This is a genomic window from Microbacterium sp. HJ5, assembly GCF_054824025.1.
The window spans coordinates 115,162-135,592 of record NZ_JSYE01000018.1 but is presented as its reverse complement, the minus strand read 5'-3'; the positions used below and the strand labels follow the sequence as shown (position 1 = coordinate 135,592).

The window sequence follows — 20,431 nt, the reverse complement described above, 5'->3', positions numbered from 1 at the left end:
GTCACCAACGTCCCTGCCAGGTACAGCTAGCGCCTGCGCTCGATAGAGCCCTCGGTCGCCCATTCCGGGCACCGGGGGCTCTTTCGTCATGCCCGCACGACGACGATCGAGGGATAGGGCGTAATCCTGCGCCCGAGCCGCATCATCGGAGACTCGAAGAATCTGTAGCATGCCCAGCTCACGACGAGGGTGGCGGCGACGGCGAGTGGGATCTTGACCGCGGCGGGCCAGTGCGCCGCAGCGGTCAGCATGAGCGCCGCCGCGACGATCGGGTGGATCAGGTACACCGAGTAGCTCGCCTCGCCGAGGAGGGCCAGCGGGCGGTCGACCATCCGCGGGAAGGTGGCGGTCAGCTTGTACGCGCCGGCGCAGATGACGAGACAGGCGATCGTGAATGCGACACGGTTGCCGTCGGTGACGATCGAGACCTGGTCGGTGCCTGACGGCCATAGCAGCAGCACCGCGACGCCGACGGCGATCGACGCGATAGCGACGCGCATTCGCACGTGCACGCGACGGAGCAGGAAGCCGATGGCGAAGCCGCCGAAGAACAGGAACGCCTGGTTGGCGGGGTTGATGTACGTCGCCCACTGCGCGGTGATCGGGATCCGGTCGTCGATGAGCACGTACGCGAACAGGAGGTAGGCGCCGAGGAGCGCGGCCCCGAGTGCAGCCAGCGCCCACCGGCTGACGTAGGCTGCGGCGACGAGCAGCGGGAAGATGGCGTAGAAGACGAGCTCGTTCCCGATCGACCAGACGCCGGCCGAGAAGTAGGTGCTCCAGTCGATGAAGCCGAAGAGGCCGGTCAGATTCAGCGCGAGGTCGCCCGGAGTAGCAGGGCGCGGAACCAGGTAGGGCGCGAGGTCGCCCTGCGCGCGAAGGAGATTTCCGAGCGAGAGCGACAGGATTGTCACGATCCAGAGCAGCGGCAGGATACGGAACAGTCGGCGGGCGAAAAACCGGCCGACGTCGCCTACAGTGCGCGTCTTGTCGTTGTAGACATGGAACATCGTGAGCCCACTGAGGACGTAGAAGACGGCGACGCCGTAGATCCCGATGCGGCCGAGCGGGGACGTCGCGTCAAACGGCTGCACCCACCACGTGAGGTAGTGGTAGAGCATGATGCCCGCCGCTGCGAGCCCGCGCGCGTAGTCCAGCGCGTGAAGACGAGCGGGCGGCGGGGACACCGGTCAAGGGTAACCGGCACGGTCGCCTGCGACGAGCTATGGCGTGGCGCCAAGCGACGACGCCGCCCGCCCGCCCGGCGCTTCCCACTCGACGATCACGACTCTCGCCCTCAGTCGGCGGTTCAGCGCATCGCGAGTTGGCGGTGATGTCCACCCACTGGTTGCCGTGGTCTCCCCAGTGGTGACTCCTACCTGGGTGTTCCCGTGGCCGTGATCGTAGAGCCGATGCCGGCTTCGGCGCGCGGCGACTTTCTCGCCGACCTCGCGTCATAATCGGCGAGGTCCGCCGTCTCTTGGGTAAGACGACCCCAACCGTCTTCGAGTCGCGACCCTCGGGTCCGGCTTTCGCCGCCTCCTGACCCCTCCCAATCGGGTCAGGAGGCGGCTTATTCGTTGCCCCGGCAGACAGCCGGGCCCGTCGCCCCCCGGGATCATCCGCATCGGGTGAGGCTCGCCTGTGCGCGCTTGTCTACAGTGAGCGGCACGCCGCTCCGCGTCGACCCCCAGACGCTCTGGGGAGCGGTCGAATGGAGCCTCGCCATGTCCGATGGAAGCACCCCTCCGATCACGCGCGCCCCCGCGACGGTGCCGCCTGCCCCTCATTCCGGCGGCATCAGCAAGGCGACGCTCGTCTGGTTCGGGCTCGCGATCGTCGTCCTCGCCTTCTTCGCCGCCTTCCTCGGGTCGTGGCTGGCGAGGTCGGTCGACACCGCCGAGCCGGTGCCCGCGGCCGCCTCCACGCCGGAAGGGACGGCGACCGTCGAGGACTACGAGGCCGCACTCGAGGAGATCCTGCCGGCTGGCTCGGCCGTGCGCGCCGGTTCTGGCACACCCGAGGAAGGGAAGGGGAGCGACGGTGACATCTACATCGACATCGACGACGCCGACGTCTACCTCTTCGAGGACGGAGGGTGGACGCTCGTCGGCAACATCCGCGAATCCGCCGCCGAGAACCTCACCGGCGCGACGGGCGCCACGGGTGCGACCGGTGCCACGGGATCCCAGGGCGAGCAGGGCGAGCAAGGGGAGCAGGGCGAGCAGGGCGAGGCCGGTGCGGCCGGCACGCAGGTGAGCCTCGGCGTGGGCGAGCCGCCCGCGACCTGCCAGGCAGACGACATCTACATCGACACCTCGGCACCCATGTTCTACCAGTGCTCCGACGGCAGCTGGGTGTCGTTCGCGCCGCCCGCCGCGCCCGAGGAGTGACCGGAGGCCGTCGCCCTTGCGGTCAGCGCCGCGTCGATGCAGTGACGGTGAACTTGGCGTTGCGCGCGATCTGACGCGTCGGACCGACCAGGCGTTCGAGCGCGGGGCGGTACTGCAGCCCCGAGTTCCAGACGGTCCACAGTTCGCCGCCGGGGCGCAGCGCGCGCCCCGCGTCGGCGAACATCCGCGGCGCGACGCCCTCGCTGATCGCCGCGCCGACGTGGAACGGCGGGTTCAGCGCGATGAACCCGGCGCTCGCATCGGGCCGGCTGCGCAGCATGTCGTCGCGGGTCACCTCCACCCGGTCGGAGACGCCGTTCGCCCGGGCGGTCTCGCGCGCCGATGCCACGGCGGCGGCGGACTGATCGCACGCATGGACGACGAGATCCGGATGCCGCAGCGCCAGCGTCGCCGCCACGACCCCGGTGCCGCACGCGAGGTCGACCACGTCGCCGTGCACCCCGGAGAGATCGGGCAGGTGGGCGAGCAGCATCCGCGTGCCGATGTCGATGGCCGTGCCCGCGAAGGCGCCCCCGAACGCGCATACGACGAGACCGTCGTGCTCTTCGCGGCGCGGAGCAGGGTCGCGTCCGTCGTGCGGCCCGCGTGACACGAGAATCCGCGACTTCTGCCGGGCATGGGTGACGTCGACGCGGGCGAAGTGCTCGCGCAGCACGTCGTTCATCGCCGGCGTCATGTGCTTGATCCGCCCACCGGCGAACACCACGACGTCGGGTGCGGCGTGTGCGGCGATCAGGCCCGCGAGGTCGCGCAGCGCGTCGAGTGAGCGAGGCAGCCGGACCAGGACCACCCTCGCGTCGGCGGTGAGCCCGGACTCGAGGGGAAGCGAGGTGAACGCGCCGGTCAGGGCGAGCCGCTCGGCGTTCGCCGCGAGCGCCTGCTCTCCGGTGAGCGCGTCCTGGTGCACCCGGATGCCGCGCGCGCCGTCGGCGGCAGCCCCGACGGTCAGCGCGCCGTAGCCGTCGCCGATCACGACGACCTCGCCGGGAGTGGCCCCACGGCGGGCGTCGGCCGACTCGTCGAGGATCAGGCGGTCCGCGGCATCCGTCGCCGGAAGATCGGGACCCTCGAGGTCGGGCCAGCGACGCAGCGCGGCGAGGGAGAAGTGCACCCGACCACGGTAGTCGCCCGCGCGCGGAGGTGGGTGGGCCCGGGGCACGGCCGGGCGGGCCGCCGTGACCGCCCGCCGCGCGCACGTAGGCTGGAACCATCCCCACCCGAAGGAGACCTGTGTTCCGCACGCCCTTGAACCTCTTCCGAGTGCTGGCCGTCGCGGAGGCGATCTCATGGACGCTCCTCATCGCAGGCATCGTCCTGCGTGCGACGACCGACGTCGCGATCGGCGTGACGGTCGGTGGCGGCATCCACGGTTTCGTCTTCCTGTCGTACGGTGCGACCGCCGTGCTGGTTGCGAAGAACCAGCGGTGGGGTGTGCTCCCGACGGTGGTCGCGATCGGCAGTGCGATCGTCCCCTATGCGACGATCCCGACCGAGCTGTGGCTGCACGGCACCGGACGCCTCGCGGGGGAGTGGCGCCTCGCCGCGACCGACGACCCGCGCGACTCGGCGTGGCACGACCGGCTCATGCGGTGGTTCCTGAATCGCGCGTGGCTGCTGGCGGTGCTCATCGCGCTGGCCGTGGTCGTGCTGTACGTCGTGCTGCTGATCGTCGGCCCGCCGGGCGGCCGCGACTGACCCGCGGGTCCTGAGCCCGGGCCCGAGGCGTGACGCCTGACTCGCCGGGGGTGACTCAGCGAATGTCGCTCACGGCGCCGGGCGCCCTGCGAGGTGCCGCCGTGCGATCCCCTCGAGGAGGATGTCCAGCCCGAACTCGAACTCGGTCTGGTCGTCGCACCACCCGAGCGTCGAGTCCGGGTCGTCGTGGACGACCTCTTTCAGCATCGCGGCGAGGTGCGGCACGAGGGCGGCCATCTGCTCGGCCTCCGGCCCGGACGCCGACGGCGGATCGTCGAGGGTCAGCTCCTGGCTGAAACCGTACTGGCGGCTGCCGAGGGCGTGCATCGAGTGGTGGATGAGGTCGTGGGACAGTCCGCCGCGGCGCATGAGCCCGACGTTCGCGTCGATGTAGCGGGCCATCGTCGGCGCGAGGGTCGCCCGCGCCTCGAGCACCGCGGGCACCCAGGAGTGGCGGAGCATCACGCGCCGCGCCCCGAGGATGCGCTCGCGCAGCCGGGATTGCCACGTGTCCTCCGACGCGTCCACGTCGAAGCCGCCGACCTCGTCCTCGATCTCGGCGAAGGTGCGCTCGAGCAGCCCGTCGAGGATCGCGCCCTTGTTGGGGAAGTGGTGGTAGAGCGACATCGCCTCGACGCCGAGCTCTTCGGCGAGGCGCCGCATCGTCAGGCCGTCCAGGCCGGCGACGTCGGCGATCGTCATCGCTGTCGTCACGACCCGATCGCGGGTGAGCGTGGTGCGCTCGGCGACGCTGCGCTGCGGCATCCGCTCACCTCCTCGCACTCACCGTACCTCGTCGAGTTCACGAACCGGCCCTGGACAGGAGGTTCCGAGCGCGCTACCTTACGTCGTAAGGCTTACATAGTAAGGGAGCAGTCATGACCACTTCCATCCCCTTCTCGACGGATGCCGCGACCCCCGCGGTGCCGCGGACGATGACAGCCGCGGTCGCCCGGCGCTTCGGCGGACCCGACGTGGTCGAGGTGACCCAGGTGCCCACGCCCGAGCCCCGCGCGGACGAGGTGCTGGTGCGCGTGCGCGCGACCACGGTGAGCATCGCCGACCACCGCCTGCGGGCGGCGGACCTGCCCCGCGGCCTCGGATTCCTGCGTATCGTGGCGCTCGGCGCCTTCCGCCCGCGCAAGCCGGTCCTCGGCATGGAGGCCGCGGGCGAGATCGTGCGCGTCGGCGCCGACGTGACGGACTTCGCCGTGGGGGAGCGCGTCATGGTCATGCGCGGCAGTGCGATGGGCTGCCACGCGCAGTACGTCCGTGCTCGCGCCGGCGGCGCGGTCGTGCCGATCCCCGGCGCGATGTCGTACGAGGACGCCGCGGCGATCCTGTTCGGCGGCTACACGGCCGTGTCGTTCCTCGACCGCGTCGAGCTGCAGCCCGGCACCCGCGTGCTCGTCAACGGCGCATCGGGCGCGGTCGGGACGGCGGCCGTCCAGCTGGCAGCTGCGGCCGGCGCGCACGTGACCGCGGTCACGAGCGCCCGCAACGCCGATCTCGTGCGCTCGCTCGGCGCCGAGCGCGTCGTCGACTACCTCTCAGAGGACTTCGCCGCGGGCGACGATCGGTGGGACGTCGTCGTCGAGTGCGTCGGCAATGCGCCGTTCACGCGCGTCGAGCGCGTGCTCGCACCGGGCGGCGCGCTCCTCCTCGTGATCGCCGACGGGCCCTCGATGCTGCGCGAGCGCTCACAGTCCCGGCGTTCCGGCCTGCTCGTCACCCACGAGGGGTCGGTCTTCGGCAAGGCGGCGCTGGAGAGGGTCGCCGCGCACGCGGCGGCGGGCGAGCTGCGACCCGTCATCGACCGCACATTCGACCTCGACGACATCGCCCGTGCCCATCGCTACGTCGACACCGGACGCAAGCGCGGCGCCGTGGTGGTCAGGGTGCCCTGACCGCGCGCCCCACGCGGCTCACCATCCGGTCGTCAGCACCTCGTCCAGGGCGTCGACGAGCGCATCGGCGCTCTCGCGCGTGAAGCACATCGGCGGCTTGATCTTCAGGATGTTCTGGTGGTCGCCGGTCGGCTGCGCGATGACGCCGAGGTCGCGCAGACGCGCGCAGATCGCGGCGGTCTCGGCCGTCGCGGGCTCGCCCGTCAGCCGGTCGCGCGCGAACTCCGGTCCGAGATAGAAGCCCGAGCCGTGCACGGCGGCGAGGAGCGGATGCCGCGTGCCGAGGTCGTCCAACCGCGCCTTCAGGTACCCGCCGACCTCTCTCGCGTTCTCCTGCAGACCCTCGTCGCGGATGATGTCGAGCACGGCCAGCCCGACGACGCTCGAGACCGGACTGCCACCTGCAGAGGAGAAGAAGTACCCGCCGTCGCGATAGCGCTCCGCGATGGCACGCGTCGTGACGACCGCGCCGAGGGGATGCCCGCTGCCCATCGCCTTGGCGACGGTCACGATGTCGGGCACGACGCCCTGCTGCGCGAAGCCCCAGAACCATTCGCCCAGCCGCCCGTAGCCGACCTGCACCTCGTCGGCGATCGCCAGACCGCCGTGGGCTCGCACCGCGGCGTACACGTCGCGCAGGTAGCCGTCGGGCAGCATCACGCCGCCGGCATTGCCGAAGATCGGCTCGGCGATGAACGCCCCGACCGGCGTGCCCTCGGCGGCGAGCCGTTCCACCTCGGCGACGGCGCCGTCGGCGAACCGCGCGCGGTCAGCGCCCCGGTCGCCGTAGGGTGCGGGGACCGTGTGCACCCACTCAGGACGGGTCTCGAGGGCGGCGGGGTTGTCGGCCACCGACGTGGAGACCGCATCCGACAGGTAGGTCCAGCCGTGGTACGCCTCACGCACGGCGAGCACGTCGCGCCTGCCCGACCACGCCTGGCCGAGCCGCAGCGCCAGGTCGACGGCCTCGGACCCGCTGTTGACGAGGAACACCGTGTCGAGCGGCTCCGGCAGCAAGGACGCCAGCCGCTCCGAGAACTCGACGACCGCGGGGTAGTGGAACCGCGAGTTCGTGTTGAGCAGCCGCCACTGCTCGGCGGCGGCAGCGACCAGTCGCGGATGGGCGTGCCCGACAGACGTGACGTTGTTGAGCGTGTCGAGGTACACCCGCCCGTCGGTGTCGACGAGGTGCTCGCGCCAGCCGCGCACCATGACCGGCGGCTCGTCGAAATAGTGCTCCTGCACGTCGGCGAACACCGCATCGCGCCGTGCGAGCAGTCTCGCCCCATCGAGCCGAACGGCGGACGGATGCTGCGGCACCAGCTCCGACGGATCGGCCACGACTGTGCGCCAGGCCGCCGCGAGTGCGCCGGTCGTGAACCACGGCGCGGCGACGCCGGCGCGGACGACCTGCACCCGGAGCGTGCTGTCGGCCTCGCCGAGGAGCTCCCCGGCGGCGACCTCCCCGCCGTCGTCAGGGGCCGGACGAAGGCCCTCGAGGCGGAGGCACACCTCGTCCGTCCTGAGGACGACGGCGTCGTCGTCGACGATCTCGACCGTGCCGTCCCACGGCGCGGCGACCGGCTGCTGATCCGCGAACAGCAGCTCGAGGCCGAGCGCGACGTTGTGCGGAGCGGTCCGCTGGTACGGGCGCGAGCGGGTCAGCCTGGCCTCGCCGAACCGTGCGATCGACACGCGCGCGGCGCTCGCCGGGGCGAGGCATCCGCTCATCACGTCGTGCTCGGCGGAGTCGTCGAGCCATCGTCCCTCGTGGAGCGCGGGGCTCGTCGGCGAGAGGTCGGCGACGACCGCGTCGTCGTCGGCCAGCCACGGCAGGAGGGGGAGGCCCGGCGGCAGGGCGAGCGCGTGGGGCTCGTGGCCCACCGCACGGCCCACGAGGGAACCCGCGACGTCGAGCGGCAACGCCGTCGCCGCCTCGAGGATCGCCTGCTCGTGCGCGAGGTTGCCGGCGGCGTAGTCGTTGCCCGGGTCGGTCACGAGCACGTGATGGGCGCTCGCGACGAGCGTCGCCGCGCGCAGGACGACGAGAGGCCACAGCGCGCGACCCTCGGCCGCGGCGAGCGGGCGGACCGCGCGGTAGGCCGTGACGGCGCGCATCGCGCCCGGCAGATCGACGCCGTCGTGGTGGAGGAGGGAGGAGAGCGTGATCGCCAGCTCGCCGACGGTCCACGACCGGTTGAGGTCGCCCAGATCGATCACCCCGTCGGGGATGCGACCGATCGCATCGGCGGTGACGACGTTGTCGTCGGTGAGGTCGCCGTGGATGAACTGCAGCGGCAGGTCGTCGGCGACCGCCGCGACGGCGTCCCATGCCTCCGCGGCCACGGCGCGCAGCCGCGACCGGAGCTCCGTGTCGTCGACGTACGGCAGCAGTTCTGCGAGCACGGCAGGGGTGTGCCGGAGGTCCCACTGGTGCGCGCGCTCGGCGCCGGGCGCGTCGAGGTCGGCCAGGGCGAGGGCGACCCGCGCCGCCAGCGTGCCCATGGCCTCGATCACGGCACCGGAGAGGTGCCCGCTGAGAGTGCGACCGGGGAGGAACTCGAGCACGCGGGCCTGCATCGTGACGCCGTCGACCGTCACGGTCCGCGTGGTCGTGCCGTCCGATGCGAGCGCGCGCGGGGCGCGGCATCCGGCCCGCTCGGCGATCAGGAGCGCCGCGGCGGACTGCGCCTCGAGCTCGGCGGCCGAGACGCTGGGGTTCGCGATCTTCAGCAGCACGGATGCCGCGTCCGGGCGCTCCAGCAGGAAGTTGCGGTCCTGATGGCTGCCCAGCGAGCGCGCCGTCGCCTCGATGCCCCACTGGTCGAGCGCGATCCGCGCCGCCTCCGCCTCGGAGATCTCGGGCGGGGCGGGCTGCGTGAGGACGCCGCCCGCGCTCGGCTCTGCGCTCATGTGTGCTCCTCGCTCGAAACCTGGCACGAGGCTACCGGGGCGGGCGCGCGACGCCCGCCCCGAGCGCGTCGTGTCAGGTCCTGGCGGGGAGCTGCTGGAGGGTCCAGGTGTTGCCGTCGGGGTCGTCGAAGCTGACGAACCGACCCCAGCCCTGCTCGTCCACGCCCTGCGCCTCGACCCCGAGGCCGCGCAGATGCACGAGCGCCTCGTCGGCGTCGGGAACGACCACCTGGATGGTGTTCTGCTTGCCGGGTTCGAGGTCGACGCCCAGTCCGGTGCCGAAGGCGATCGAGCACGCCGATCCGGGAGGCGTCATCTGCACGAACCGGAGGCCGTCGAACGGAACCTGGTCGTGGTCGGCGTTGAACCCGATCCTCTCGTAGAAGTCCTTCGCGCGGTCGACGTCGGTCACCGGCACGAAGATGAGCTCGATCTTCCAATCCATGGTGCTGCCTTCCTCTGCGTGAGCGGCCGGAGACCCGGCGCGGTCCACACGCTACGCCCCGACCCGGACACCGGGCGACCGCAGTGCGGGAGATCCCGGGCGACCCGGCCTCAGGCCGGGGCGCTCTCGCTGAGAAACGCCGCGAGCTGGTCGGGAGGGCACGCGGCGACGGCGGCGCCGTGGCCGGCGAGGTCGGCGAGCGCGTCGAGCGCGCCGAGCAGGGACTCGCGGTCGCCCGTCGCGCCGTGCGCGGCGACGAGGGCCTCGGCAGCCGCGACCTGCCGCGAGCGGTCGCCCGACGCTGCCGCGATCGCCGCCGCCTCCCGCAGGATGTCGACGCGGCGGCGCGGGTCTGCGGCGCCCGCGGCGCGCAGCATGAGCACCCGGTGCACGCAGCGCAGGTCGCCCAGGTGGCGGAAGGCGTCGAGCAGGTCGTCCAGGTCGCCGGCTTCGTCGAGCCCGAGCGTGGCCTGCACGAGCCGCCCGTGGGCCAGCTCGTGCTCGTTGGCCATCGCCTCGGAGTAGGCCACGCACTCCGCGGCCCACCGCGCCGCGCGCTCCGGGTCGAAGCCGGTCTCGGCGGCCGTCAGCGCCATCATGAACCGCACGTTGTTGACGTGCGTGTGGTCGCCCGCCCGGGCGTAGGCGCGCATCGCCCCCTCGAACTCGTCGACGGCGTCCGAGATGTCGGTGCGCCGGCCCTCGGCGATGGCGATGCTGCGCAGCGCGACGCCGCGGAACTGGCGTGCGGCCGCGGCATCCCACACGTGATCGTGCTCGAGCGCGAGGCGCTCGGCGATGTCGAGATGCGGGAGGGCTGCGGCAGGCTCCGGGCCGTACGCGGCGGCGAGGCCCGCGAGCTGGTGCGCCGCGCGCGCCTCGTCCGGGTCGCGTGTGTCGGCTGCGGCGAGGGCGCGCTCGGCGAGCGTCGTGACCACCTCGACGTCGAAGAAGGCGAGGGCGTTGCCGAGCACGAGCAGCTGCGACGGTGTCGCCCGCGCGAGCAGCCATTCGTCGTGCGCACCCATCGCGAGCGCCTCGACGCTGTCGGCATCCGACCCGTACTGCTCCACGCCCACCGCGAGGAGCGCCGAGAGTCGCATAGCGAGCGGGTCGCGCTCGGCGAGCGACCAGCGCAGCGCGGCGTTGACCTCGGGGCACAGCATCGTCGACAGCGCCATGGCCTCGGGGCTGGCATCCGTCCGCGCCCGTGCGATGAAGCCCTCGGACACGACCGTGACGATCGCGGCGTGCCGCTGCAGCACGTCGCGCACGACATCGGCGTCGGTGCGGGCCAGGACGAACTCGCGCATGACCGCGAGCAGGCGCCAGCGGCCGGGCGCGCTCGTCGCGCGCACCAGCAGCGAGCGGTCGAGCAGGCGCAGCACGATGCCCTCGACGCCGGGACGGGTCACGGCGATCGCGAGGTCCATGTCGAACGTGCGGGGGAGCGCTGCGAGGCGCCGCAGCACGTCCCGCTCGTCGTCGGTGAGGAGGTGCCACGTCCATTCGAACGCGGTCTCCAGGCTCCGGTGGCGCCCCTCGGGCGTCGCGCGGTCGAGGGTGCCGAAGTCGTGGTCGAGTCGCTGGGCGAGCTCGGCGAGGGGCAGATGACGGGCGGCGGATGCTGCGAGCTCGAGCGCCAGCGGCAGACCGTCCAGCCGCACCGCGATGCGATCCACGTGCGACTGTTCGTCGGCGGTGGGCGGATGCCCGTACGACGCCAGCCGGTCGCTCAGGAGCGCGCTCGCCGGTGCGTCCACGCCGTCCGCGGCCAAGGGCTGCACGAGGTGCACGCGCTCGTCCTCCCCGCCGAGCGGGGTGCGCGAGGTCACGATCACCTGGAGGCCGGGCGCGAGGGCGCGCAGGCCGGCGATCAGCCGCCGCGTCGCGGCGCCCACGTGGTCGGCGTTGTCCAGCACGAGCAGGTAATCCTGCGCGGCGAGCGCGATGCCCACGGATCCCAGCAGATCCTCGTGGGGCGACACCTCCATGCCGAGGGTGCGCGTGATCCGGTTGACGACGTCGCCGGGTGTCGCGTGCTCGAACTCGACCACGAGGGGCGTGCACCGCTCCTGCGCCTTGGCGAACTCGAGTGCGAGGCGAGTCTTCCCGACGCCGCCCGGCCCGACGAGGGTCAGCTGATCGCCCACGGCCAGAGCCGCGCCGATCCGTGCCAGGTCGCGCCCGCGACCGCGGAGCGGATTGGCGGGCACCTGGACGGATGCCTCGCGCCGGTGCCGGGCGGCCGAGACGAGGTCGGCGCGCGTGTCGGCGTCGAGCTTGCGTCGCAGGCTCGCGATGTGGCTCTCGACCGTGCGCACGGAGATGAACAACTCCGAGGCGATCTCGGGGTTGGTCAGTCGCCGCTCCACGCCGGCGAGGACCGCGCGCTCGCGCGGTGTCAGGGGCGGCCCCAGCACGCGGCCCAGTGTACTCACGTGGGTCGCGCGCCGGGGCGGCGCCTGAACAGGCGTCATGCCCGGCGAGGGAGGAGGCGGATCAGTCCGACCCGCGTGCGCGGCGCCGTGGCGGGCGAGGCATCCGTCGTCGCCGCCTTCTCGCGAGCGAGGTGCTCGAGGATCACGCGGCGGCGTTCGAGGTCGACGTGAGCGGTCTCCCGCTCGCTCAGGTGCAGGGCGAACAGATCGTATGCGGACACGGGTCCGCCTCCTTCCGGGTGCAGCGGCGGTCAGCGGACCGTCGCCGTGAACAGCAGGTATTCCGAGTCGATGCCGCCGTCGCGGGCGATCGCCTCGTCGCCGAGGCTCCGCAGCGCGTCGTCGATGGCGGCCACCGCCGCCGGGTCGTCGGCGTTGCGGTTGTAGACCGCGATCGTCGGGCCGTAGTGCGACGCGAAGTAGGCGCGGAACTCCTCGCCCGTCGCGAACGGGGCGAAGCGGACCGTCTCGCGGCTCGCCTGCACGTCGGTGACGCGGTCGCCGAAGAGCTCGCGCACGTGCGCCTCGTCGCCCCACAGGGGTGCGGGCTTCGCGCCCTCGGGCAGCGGCGCGTTGAACGGCTTGAGCGCCGCGAACAGCCGGCCGATGAACCCCTGCGGCGTCCAGCTGATGAGACCCACACGGCCGCCGGGTCGCACGACGCGCACGATCTCGTCGGCGCTGCGCTCGTGGTGCGGCGCGAACATGACGCCGACCGTCGAGATCGCGACGTCGAACTCGTCGGCGCCGAAGGGCAGAGCCTCGGCATCCGCCGGACGCCACTCCAGCTCGGCGCCCGCCTCATCGGCGCGGCGATGCCCCTCGCCGAACAGCTCGGGCGTGAGGTCCGTCGCGACGACGTGGGCGCCGCGCAGCGCGGCGGGGATCGCCGCGTTGCCGCTGCCCGCGGCGATGTCGATCACGTGCTCGCCCGGCCGGATGCCGACGGCCTCGACCACCCGCGGTCCGAGCGACCAGATGAGGTCGTGCGCGAGGGTCGGGTAGTCGCCCGACGCCCACATCGCCCGGTGCTTGGCCTTGAGGGCCTTGTCCGCCTCGTCGATGGTGAGGGTGCTGAGATCAGTCATGGTGTGTCCTCTTCTTTCTGGTTCGGTGGGACGCCTTCCAGGTTTCTCCGGTCGCGCCGGAAGGGCATCCGTGCAGCACACGGAAATCCGCACCGGGAGGAAGGAGCGCGGGGGGACGCCGGGAATACATCGCGTGTGCAGCCCCTTGAACTTGATACGGCTGTACTCAAGTTTGTTCAGGAGAGACGGAATGCCCGAAGATTTCACCCCCTCCGCCGGTGCCGACGACCAGGAGGGCTCGTTCGACGAGTTCCTCTCGCGGTACCTCGCGGGAGAACGCGCCCGCGCCGAGCGGTCCATCGACCTCAGCCGGTTCCTGGGCGCCCGCACCCAGGAGCTGCTGCAGCGCGCCGGCCGCTTCGCCCTCGAGCGCGGCCAGCGCGAGCTGGACGCCCTCCACGTGCTGCGCGTCCTCGTCGACGAGGCGCCGGCACGCGACGCGGTCGAGCACATCGGTGCCGACCCCCGCGCGATCCTCCGCGCGACCGACGAGCGCCTGCCCGCGGCATCCGCTCCCGCCGACGTCGACGGCGCCGTCATCACCCCCTCGGTGCAGCGTGCGCTCTTCCACGCCTTCCAGGTCGCACGCTCGTCGGGCTCGACGTACGTCGACCCCGAGCACCTGTTCTTCGCGCTCGTCCTCGCGCAGGACACGCCCGCCGGTCAGGTGCTGGCGCGCGCCGGTGTGACGGCCGAGGCCCTGACGCAGGGGCTGCGCGAGACGGTCGCCCCGGGCGCGGCTCCGTCGGCGGAGGAGGAGACGGATGCCGCGGCATCCGTCACCCCGATGCTCGACACCTACGGGACCGACCTCACCGCCCAGGCCGTGGCCGGCGAGCTCGACCCTGTCATCGGGCGCACCGACGAGATCGAGCAGACCATCGAGATCCTGAGCCGCCGCACGAAGAACAACCCTGTGCTCGTCGGCGAGGCCGGTGTCGGGAAGACGGCGATCGTCGAGGGGCTCGCGCAGGCGATCGTCGACGGGGGCGTGCCCGAGCAGCTGCTCGGCAAGCGCGTGGTCGCCCTCGACCTGCCCGCGATGCTGGCGGGCACGCGCTACCGCGGCGACTTCGAGGAGCGCCTGACCAAGACGATGGACGAGATCGCCGCGCACAAGGGCCAGCTCATCGTGTTCCTCGACGAGGTGCACACCGTGGTCGGCGCCGGCGGTGCGGGCGACGGCGGCATGGACGCCGGCAACATCCTCAAGCCCCGCCTCGCACGCGGCGAGCTGCACCTCGTCGGCGCCACGACGCTCAAGGAGTACCGCGTCATCGAGAAGGACCCGGCGCTCGAGCGCCGGTTCCAGCCGGTGCGCGTAGGCGAGCCGTCGGTCGAGGACGCCGTCCTGATCCTGCGCGGCCTCCAGCCGGCGTACGAGGAGCACCACGGCATCGCGTACACCGACGACGCGATCCGCGCGGCCGTCGAGCTGAGCGACCGGTACCTCACCGAGCGCGTGCTGCCCGACAAGGCGATCGACCTGATCGACCAGGCCGGCGCGAGGCTGCGGCTGCGCCTCGGCGCGAAGGTCGACGTGAGTGCGCTCATCGCCCAGCTCGCCGAGCTCGAGGCCGACAAGAACGCCGCCGTCTCGGCCGAGCACTACGAGGAGGCGTCACGCATCCGCGACCGCATCGCCGCCGTGCAGGCGAAGCTCGACGAGGTGACGGCCGCCGGCGCCGCCACGCGCGGGGAGGCCGTCGTCGGCGAGCCCGAGATCGCCGCGGTCATCAGTCGCGCGACCGGCATCCCGGTGAACCGGCTCACTGAGACCGAGCGCGAGCGCCTGGCCGTCCTGGAGGACGAGCTGCACGACCGCGTGATCGGGCAGGACGACGCCGTGGCTGCCGTCGCCAGGGCCGTGCGCCGCAACCGCACCGGCATGGGAGACGCCCGTCGCCCGGTCGGCTCCTTCCTGTTCCTCGGACCCACCGGTGTCGGCAAGACCGAACTGGCCAAGGCGCTCGCCGCGTCGCTCTTCGACGACGAGGGCGCGGTGATCCGCTTCGACATGAGCGAGTTCGGCGAGCGCCACACCGTGTCGCGGCTCGTCGGAGCGCCTCCCGGATACGTCGGCTACGACGAGGCCGGCCAGCTCACCGAGCGCGTGCGGCGCAACCCGTACTCGATCGTGCTTTTCGACGAGATCGAGAAGGCGCACCCGGACGTCTTCAACCTGCTGCTGCAGGTGCTCGACGACGGGCGCCTCACCGACGGTCAGGGCCGCACGGTCGACTTCCGCAACACGGTCGTCGTGATGACGTCGAACCTCGGCTCCGAGTTCCTCGCGTCGCGCGGCGGCGCCATCGGCTTCCTCGCCGACGGCGGCGGAACGACGGGCTTCGGCTCCGAGAAGGACCTGCGCGACCGCGTCTTCGCGAAGCTGCGGGAGGCGATGCGGCCGGAGTTCCTCAACCGCATCGACGAGATCGTGCTCTTCCGGAAGCTCGAGAAGGCCCAGCTCCACGACATCGTGAGCCTGCTGCTCGGCGCCTCCGAGGCGCGGCTCGCGAAGCGCGAGATCGAGTTGACGGTGACGGATGCCGCGACCGACTGGCTCGCCGAGAACGGGTACGAGCCCGAGTACGGCGCCCGCCCGCTGCGCCGGCTCATCCAGCGCGAGGTCGACGACCGCATCGCCGACCTGCTCGTGACGGGCGCGCTGGTCGACGGGGGAGCGGTGACGGTCGATGCCGCGGACGGTGCGCTGATCGTCCGGTCGGAGGTCGCGGTCCCGGCCGCGGCCTGACCCGGCGCGGGCGGGTGTCGGCGGCCTCTGGCAGGGTGAGGGCATGAGCTCACCTGCGCGCAGAGTCGGCGCCATCTTCATCCCCGATCTCCCGCCCGAGCAGCTCCGAGGCGCCGTGCTCGACGCCGAAGCCGCCGGGGTCGGCGAGCTGTGGCTGTGGGAGGACTGCTTCCGCGAGGCGGCGTTCTCGAACGCCGGCGCCGCCCTCGCCTGGACGGAGCGCCTGCGCATCGGCATCGGCATCTCGCCGATGCCGCTGCGCAACGTCGCCCTCACGGCGATGGAGATCGCGTCGGTCGAGCGCATGTTCCCCGGCCGGCTGCTGCCGGGCGTCGGCCACGGCGTGCTGTCGTGGATGGGGCAGGTCGGCGCCCGCGTGGCGTCGCCCCTCACCCTCATGCGCGAGTACGTGCCGGCGCTGCGCGGCCTGGTCGCCGGCGAGACGCTGAACACCGCGGGCCGCTACGTCACCCTCGACGACGTCACCCTCGACTGGCCGCCCGCCGACGCCCCTGCCGTGTACGCCGCCGGCGAGGGACCCAAGACGCTCCGGCTCACGGGCGAGGTGGCCGACGGCACCGTCCTCACCGGCGGCACGAGTCCCGCCCAGGTCGCCGCGGCGCGCGCGCTCATCGCCGAGGGTCGCGCCGAGGCGGGCCGCGACGGTCATCACGACGTCGTCGTCTACGTCGCGGTGGCGTTCGGCGACGGCTCCGCCGCGCGCGCCGCCGAGCAGCTCGAGCGCTGGAACCTTCCCGGCGAGACCGAGCGGATCCTGACGGGCGACGCGGCCACCGTCGCACGCGCGATCGGCGAGTACCACGACGCCGGCGCCGACGCCGTCATCCTGCAGCCGCTGCCCGACGAGACTGAGCTCGGCGGCTTCCTGCGCCAGGTGGCCGACGTGGCGAGTCGCGCGGTGTGACGGTCCGCTCTGTCACGGCGGGCCCGCAGCGGCCCGTTCGATCTCGCGATGCTTCATGCTCGAGGGTATGACCGCGCACCGGGGACTCCTCTCGATCGGCATCGCGGCAGCCGTCGGCGCCGACCTCGCGGCCCGGCTCGCTCCGGCTGTCCAGGCGGCCGGGCTGCACGCGCTGTGGGTGAACGACACGCCCGGTCACGACGCGCTCGCGGTGCTCGCGGCGGCCGCGCGCGAGACCGACGGGCTCGTGCTCGCCACGGGCGTCCTTCCGGTCGATCGGCGTTCGCCCGACGAGATCCTCGATCGCGTGTCGGCACGGGGCCTGCCTCCCGAGCGGCTCGTGCTCGGGATCGGCTCAGGCGGGCGAGGGCCAGGCTCGCTCGCGCGGGTGGAGCAGGCGGCCTCGGCGCTCCGGGCGGCGACGACCGCGCGGGTGCTCGTCGGCGCGCTCGGTCCGAGGATGCGGAGACTCGGCGCCGAGGCATCCGACGGTCTTCTGCTCAGCTGGCTCACGCCGGAGATCGCGGCGCGGCAGGCGGCCGGCGCGCATGAGGTGTCGCGCGACGCGCACGTCGCGCTCTACGTGCGTGCCGCGCTCGACCCGGCGGCCGCGTCGCGTCTCGACGCCGAGAGCGCCGCCTACACGTCGTATCCCTCGTACGCCGCGAACTTCGCGCGGCTCGGGATCGCCGCGCCCGACACGACGATCCGGCCGGGGCGCGAGCGGGAGCAGGTCGCGGCGTATCGCGCCGCCGCCGACGAGGTCGTCCTGCGGGCGATCACGCCGGGAGACGGCGTCGACGACTACCTGCGGTTCGTCGCGGGGGCCGCCGCGGTGCTCTGACCGCGACGACCCCCGCGATGCGAGAACCCGGTCCGCGGGCATCGGCGCCTCACGCGAGCGCGAGGGCGTCGAACCGCACGACCGGGGCCGGCCGGGTCAGTGCCCGACGCGCGGCACCTTCACGTCGACCCACACCAGCCGGTGGTCACTGCTCGGGAACGGGAACACGCCGGTCAGGCGCGACAGCGGGTCGGCCTGCACCGGCCAGAACACTCCTGCGTCGACCGCCTCGAGCGTCCACGACGGCAGCACGTAGTCGGCGCGGAGGTTGCCCGGCGCGGTGTCGCTGAAGTCGGCCGTGTCGTAGGCCGGGTCGCCCCGGTGCGTGGCATTCGCCCCGCCCTGCAGCGTCGCCGCCTCGACAGCGCCGTCGGACGCGGGCTTCGGGTCGCGCAGCCAGCGGTTGCCGAGGATTTGGTCGATCGCGGCATCCACCGAGTCGCCGTCCAGCGGGTCGGCGTTCTGGTCGCCCACGATCACGAACGACGAGGCGGGACGCAGGCCTCCGCGGGCGCCCTCGTCGTCGTAGATGTACTTCCCCTTGCCCGGGGTGATGTAGTCCGCCCAGAACCGGATCTCGTCGTGGTTGCGGCGGCCGTTGCGGTCCTCCGGCCCGTCGAAGGTCGGCGGGGTGGGGTGCGAGGCGAGGATGTGCACGGTGTGACGTCCGACCTGCACCGGCACGTCCCAGTGCGACTTGCTCGACAGGCGGAACACGTCGAGCTCCTCCGGCGAGTACCAGTCGGCAGGCGACGCCGTCGCGGGGTCGTCGGGCAGCAGTGCCCCCGGCATGGCCTTCCACAGGAACTTCTGGAACGTGCGCACGTCGTCGGTGACGATCGGGTGCTTCGACAGCACGACCATGCCGTACTGGCCCTCGTACGCGCCGAACCCGAACGCGTCGTCGCCGCCGCCGATCGTGCCGTTGTTGTTGAGATCGAACCCGCTCGCGATGCCGGTGTTCGACGGCGCGACGAACGCGTAGGGGTACTCCACCGGCGCCGCGCCCTGCTGCCCGACCTCGAGATAGTTGTCGCGGAACAGGTCGACGGCGACCTCGCCGTCGACGTAGTCGAACTCGTTGAGGAGCACCACGTCGGGGTTGGCACGCTGGATCACCTCGGCGACGGTGCGGGCCTGAGCGTTCGTACCGGTGCTGAGGTCGGCGACGAGCTGTCCGGCGGCACCGCGGTTCAGCGAGAGGTTGTACGTCGCGACGCGGAGCGGCTCCTTCTGGAAGAGCGCATCTCCTCGCTGCGGTGCGGGGGCGGCGATCGCCGGGGCGGCGGCGCCGGCGCCGATGAGGGCGGCGGCGGTGGCGGCGGCGAGGACGCCGCGGATGCGGGGGGACATCGGTTCTCCTTCGGGTGCGACGCCGTCTCGTGGACGGCGCGGGGGGAAGTGCGCTGCGCCGACGGCGCCGGTCGGCGACGACGGCGACAGCCCTACAACGGTAAGCGCCGAAGGTGGCCGGGCAAAGAACGCGGGGTGTCGCGAACGCGGTGACAGACTGGGCACGATGACTTCCCGACGGCGACAGCCCCGCACCGTGCAGGCTCTGCGCACCACCGCGCGCCTGCTCCTGGCCGGTCTCCTCGTCGTCGCGGGCGCGTCGCATCTCACGTGGGGCCGGCGCGGGTACCGGATCGTCGTGCCGGACTGGGCGACGCGGCTGCTGCGCACCGACAAGGACGCGATCGTCGTGGCATCCGGAGTCGTCGAGCTCATGCTCGGCGGAGCGCTCGTGTGCCTGCCTCGCGAGCGTCGGCGGGTCGGGTGGCTCGTCGCCGCGTTCTTCGTCGCGGTGTTCCCGGGAAACGTGCACCAATGGCGCACCGGGCGCGAGGCGCCGCTCATGCGGACCGATCGTGCGCGGTTCGTGAGACTGCTGCTGCAGCCGCTGCTGGTCGCGTGGGCGCTGTGGAGCACCGCGACGGATGCCGCGGCCGGGCGCACCCACGGGAGGCACCGGTGACCCGGCGGGTCGCCGTCGTCGCGGGCGGGTCGGGCTTCGTCGGACGGGCGCTGCGCGCAGCCCTCACGGACGACGGCTACGACCTCCGCCTCATCGGCCGCGACGGGCCCGATGCCACCTGGTCGGACCCCGCCCGGCTGCGCCGCGCGCTCGAGGGTGCGGACCTGCTCCTGAACCTCGCCGGCAGATCGGTGAACTGCCGATACACCGACACCCATCGCGACGAGATCCTGCGGTCGCGCGTCGAGACGACCCGGCTGCTGCGCGAGACGGTGACGGATGCCTCATCCCCGCCCGCCGTCTGGCTCAACGCGAGCACGGCGACGATCTACCGCTACGCGCTCGATCGTCCGCAGTCCGAGGCGGACGGCGAGCTGGGGTCGGGGTTCTCGGTCGACGTGGCGCGCACCTGGGAGGGCGAGTTCTTCGCGGGCGACCTGCCCCGCACGCGGCGCGTCGCACTGCGCATGGCGATCGTCCTCGGCGACGGGCCGGCGACCCGCACGCTCGTGCGCCTGGCGCGACTCGGCCTCGGCGGTCCGCAGTACGACGGCCGCTGGTTCCGTCATCGCAGGTACCGCGGCATCGGACCGAACCCGACGCCCGAGGGTTCCCCGCACGGGCACCGGTCGCACGGCCGCCAGCGCTTCAGCTGGATCCACATCGACGACGTCGTCGGGGCGGCGCGGTTCCTGCGCGACCGCGACGACATCGCCGGTCCCGTCAACCTCGCCGCGCCGGACGCCATCGACAACGCCACCCTGATGGCGACGCTGCGCCGGCTGGTGGGAGCGCCGGTCGGCCTGCCCGCATGGCGCTTCATGCTCGAGGCGGCGATGTGGGCGCTTCGTACCGAGCCCGAGCTCGTGCTCAAGAGCCGGTGGGTGACGCCCGGCGTGCTCGTGGAAGCCGGCTATCGGTTCCGCCATCCGCAGGCCGACGCCGCGCTGGCGGACGTCGTGCGAACCGTTTCCCCAGGCCGGGTGCGCGCAGCGGAGGGCGCCGATCGCCTGGGTTAGAGTGCCAGAG

At 72.7% G+C, this 20,431-nt stretch carries 17 protein-coding genes; 8 read left to right on the top strand and 9 right to left on the bottom strand.

All coding sequences use genetic code 11. The features are described from left to right. Positions 1–86: 86 nt before the first annotated feature. Positions 87–1,187 (bottom strand): acyltransferase family protein, encoded by a 1,101-nt coding sequence (locus OB08_RS10115; protein ID WP_461474325.1) that lies wholly within the window; start codon positions 1,185–1,187, stop codon positions 87–89. 465 nt (positions 1,188–1,652) lie between these two features. On the opposite strand from OB08_RS10115, the gene OB08_RS10110 reads away from it, so the two are divergent. After that, positions 1,653–2,393, top strand: a complete 741-nt coding sequence (locus OB08_RS10110; RefSeq protein WP_461474324.1) for a hypothetical protein — start codon at positions 1,653–1,655, stop codon at positions 2,391–2,393. 22 nt (positions 2,394–2,415) lie between these two features. Here OB08_RS10110 and OB08_RS10105 read toward each other — a convergent pair whose 3' ends face one another. Beyond that, on the bottom strand, positions 2,416–3,525 hold the full coding sequence (locus OB08_RS10105) for a class I SAM-dependent methyltransferase (RefSeq protein WP_461474323.1): 1,110 nt from the start codon (positions 3,523–3,525) through the stop codon (positions 2,416–2,418). A 119-nt stretch (positions 3,526–3,644) separates the two neighbouring features. On the opposite strand from OB08_RS10105, the gene OB08_RS10100 reads away from it, so the two are divergent. Further along, complete coding sequence (locus OB08_RS10100) at positions 3,645–4,109, top strand: DUF3817 domain-containing protein (RefSeq protein WP_461474322.1); 465 nt, start codon at positions 3,645–3,647, stop codon at positions 4,107–4,109. Positions 4,110–4,178: 69 nt separating this feature from the next. On the opposite strand, the gene OB08_RS10095 is transcribed toward OB08_RS10100, so the two are convergent. Next, positions 4,179–4,874, bottom strand: coding sequence for a TetR/AcrR family transcriptional regulator (locus tag OB08_RS10095; RefSeq protein ID WP_461474321.1), 696 nt, complete (start codon positions 4,872–4,874; stop codon positions 4,179–4,181). 113 nt (positions 4,875–4,987) lie between these two features. Here OB08_RS10095 and OB08_RS10090 point away from each other — a divergent pair, with 113 nt between their 5' ends. Then, complete coding sequence (locus OB08_RS10090) at positions 4,988–6,016, top strand: NAD(P)-dependent alcohol dehydrogenase (RefSeq protein ID WP_461474320.1); 1,029 nt, start codon at positions 4,988–4,990, stop codon at positions 6,014–6,016. Between the two features lie 18 nt (positions 6,017–6,034). Here OB08_RS10090 and OB08_RS10085 read toward each other — a convergent pair whose 3' ends face one another. From OB08_RS10085 to OB08_RS10065, 5 genes are all read right to left on the bottom strand, one after another. Then, a complete protein-coding gene (locus tag OB08_RS10085) occupies positions 6,035–8,929 on the bottom strand; it encodes an aminotransferase (protein ID WP_461474319.1) in 2,895 nt (964 codons plus the stop codon). Positions 8,930–9,002: 73 nt separating this feature from the next. After that, positions 9,003–9,374, bottom strand: coding sequence for a VOC family protein (locus OB08_RS10080; protein WP_461474318.1), 372 nt, complete (start codon positions 9,372–9,374; stop codon positions 9,003–9,005). Between the two features lie 110 nt (positions 9,375–9,484). Continuing rightward, positions 9,485–11,797: an ATP-binding protein gene (locus OB08_RS10075; RefSeq protein WP_461474317.1), complete on the bottom strand. Its 2,313-nt coding sequence runs from the start codon at positions 11,795–11,797 to the stop codon at positions 9,485–9,487. 53 nt (positions 11,798–11,850) lie between these two features. Next, complete coding sequence (locus tag OB08_RS10070) at positions 11,851–12,036, bottom strand: hypothetical protein (protein ID WP_461474316.1); 186 nt, start codon at positions 12,034–12,036, stop codon at positions 11,851–11,853. 30 nt (positions 12,037–12,066) lie between these two features. Then, entirely contained in the window at positions 12,067–12,903 is an 837-nt protein-coding gene (locus OB08_RS10065) for a class I SAM-dependent methyltransferase (protein ID WP_461474315.1), read from the bottom strand. A gap of 190 nt (positions 12,904–13,093) precedes the next feature. Here OB08_RS10065 and OB08_RS10060 point away from each other — a divergent pair, with 190 nt between their 5' ends. The 3 genes from OB08_RS10060 (at position 13,094) to OB08_RS10050 (ending at position 17,427) form a co-directional block, all read left to right on the top strand. Next, positions 13,094–15,658 (top strand): ATP-dependent Clp protease ATP-binding subunit, encoded by a 2,565-nt coding sequence (locus tag OB08_RS10060; protein WP_461474314.1) that lies wholly within the window; start codon positions 13,094–13,096, stop codon positions 15,656–15,658. A 43-nt stretch (positions 15,659–15,701) separates the two neighbouring features. Continuing rightward, entirely contained in the window at positions 15,702–16,583 is an 882-nt protein-coding gene (locus tag OB08_RS10055) for an LLM class flavin-dependent oxidoreductase (RefSeq protein ID WP_461474313.1), read from the top strand. Positions 16,584–16,650: 67 nt separating this feature from the next. Next, on the top strand, positions 16,651–17,427 hold the full coding sequence (locus tag OB08_RS10050) for an LLM class flavin-dependent oxidoreductase (protein WP_461474312.1): 777 nt from the start codon (positions 16,651–16,653) through the stop codon (positions 17,425–17,427). Between the two features lie 96 nt (positions 17,428–17,523). On the opposite strand, the gene OB08_RS10045 is transcribed toward OB08_RS10050, so the two are convergent. Then, the gene (locus tag OB08_RS10045; protein ID WP_461474311.1) at positions 17,524–18,780 is read right to left on the bottom strand and encodes an endonuclease/exonuclease/phosphatase family protein; all 1,257 of its coding nucleotides are present in this window, start codon (positions 18,778–18,780) and stop codon (positions 17,524–17,526) included. 166 nt (positions 18,781–18,946) lie between these two features. On the opposite strand from OB08_RS10045, the gene OB08_RS10040 reads away from it, so the two are divergent. Both OB08_RS10040 and OB08_RS10035 read left to right on the top strand, forming a co-directional pair. Beyond that, entirely contained in the window at positions 18,947–19,402 is a 456-nt protein-coding gene (locus OB08_RS10040; protein WP_461474310.1) for a DoxX family protein, read from the top strand. Continuing rightward, a complete protein-coding gene (locus tag OB08_RS10035; protein WP_461474309.1) occupies positions 19,399–20,421 on the top strand; it encodes an epimerase in 1,023 nt (340 codons plus the stop codon). The genes OB08_RS10040 and OB08_RS10035 overlap by 4 nt, the downstream gene beginning before the upstream one ends. The last annotated feature ends 10 nt before the right edge of the window (positions 20,422–20,431 follow it).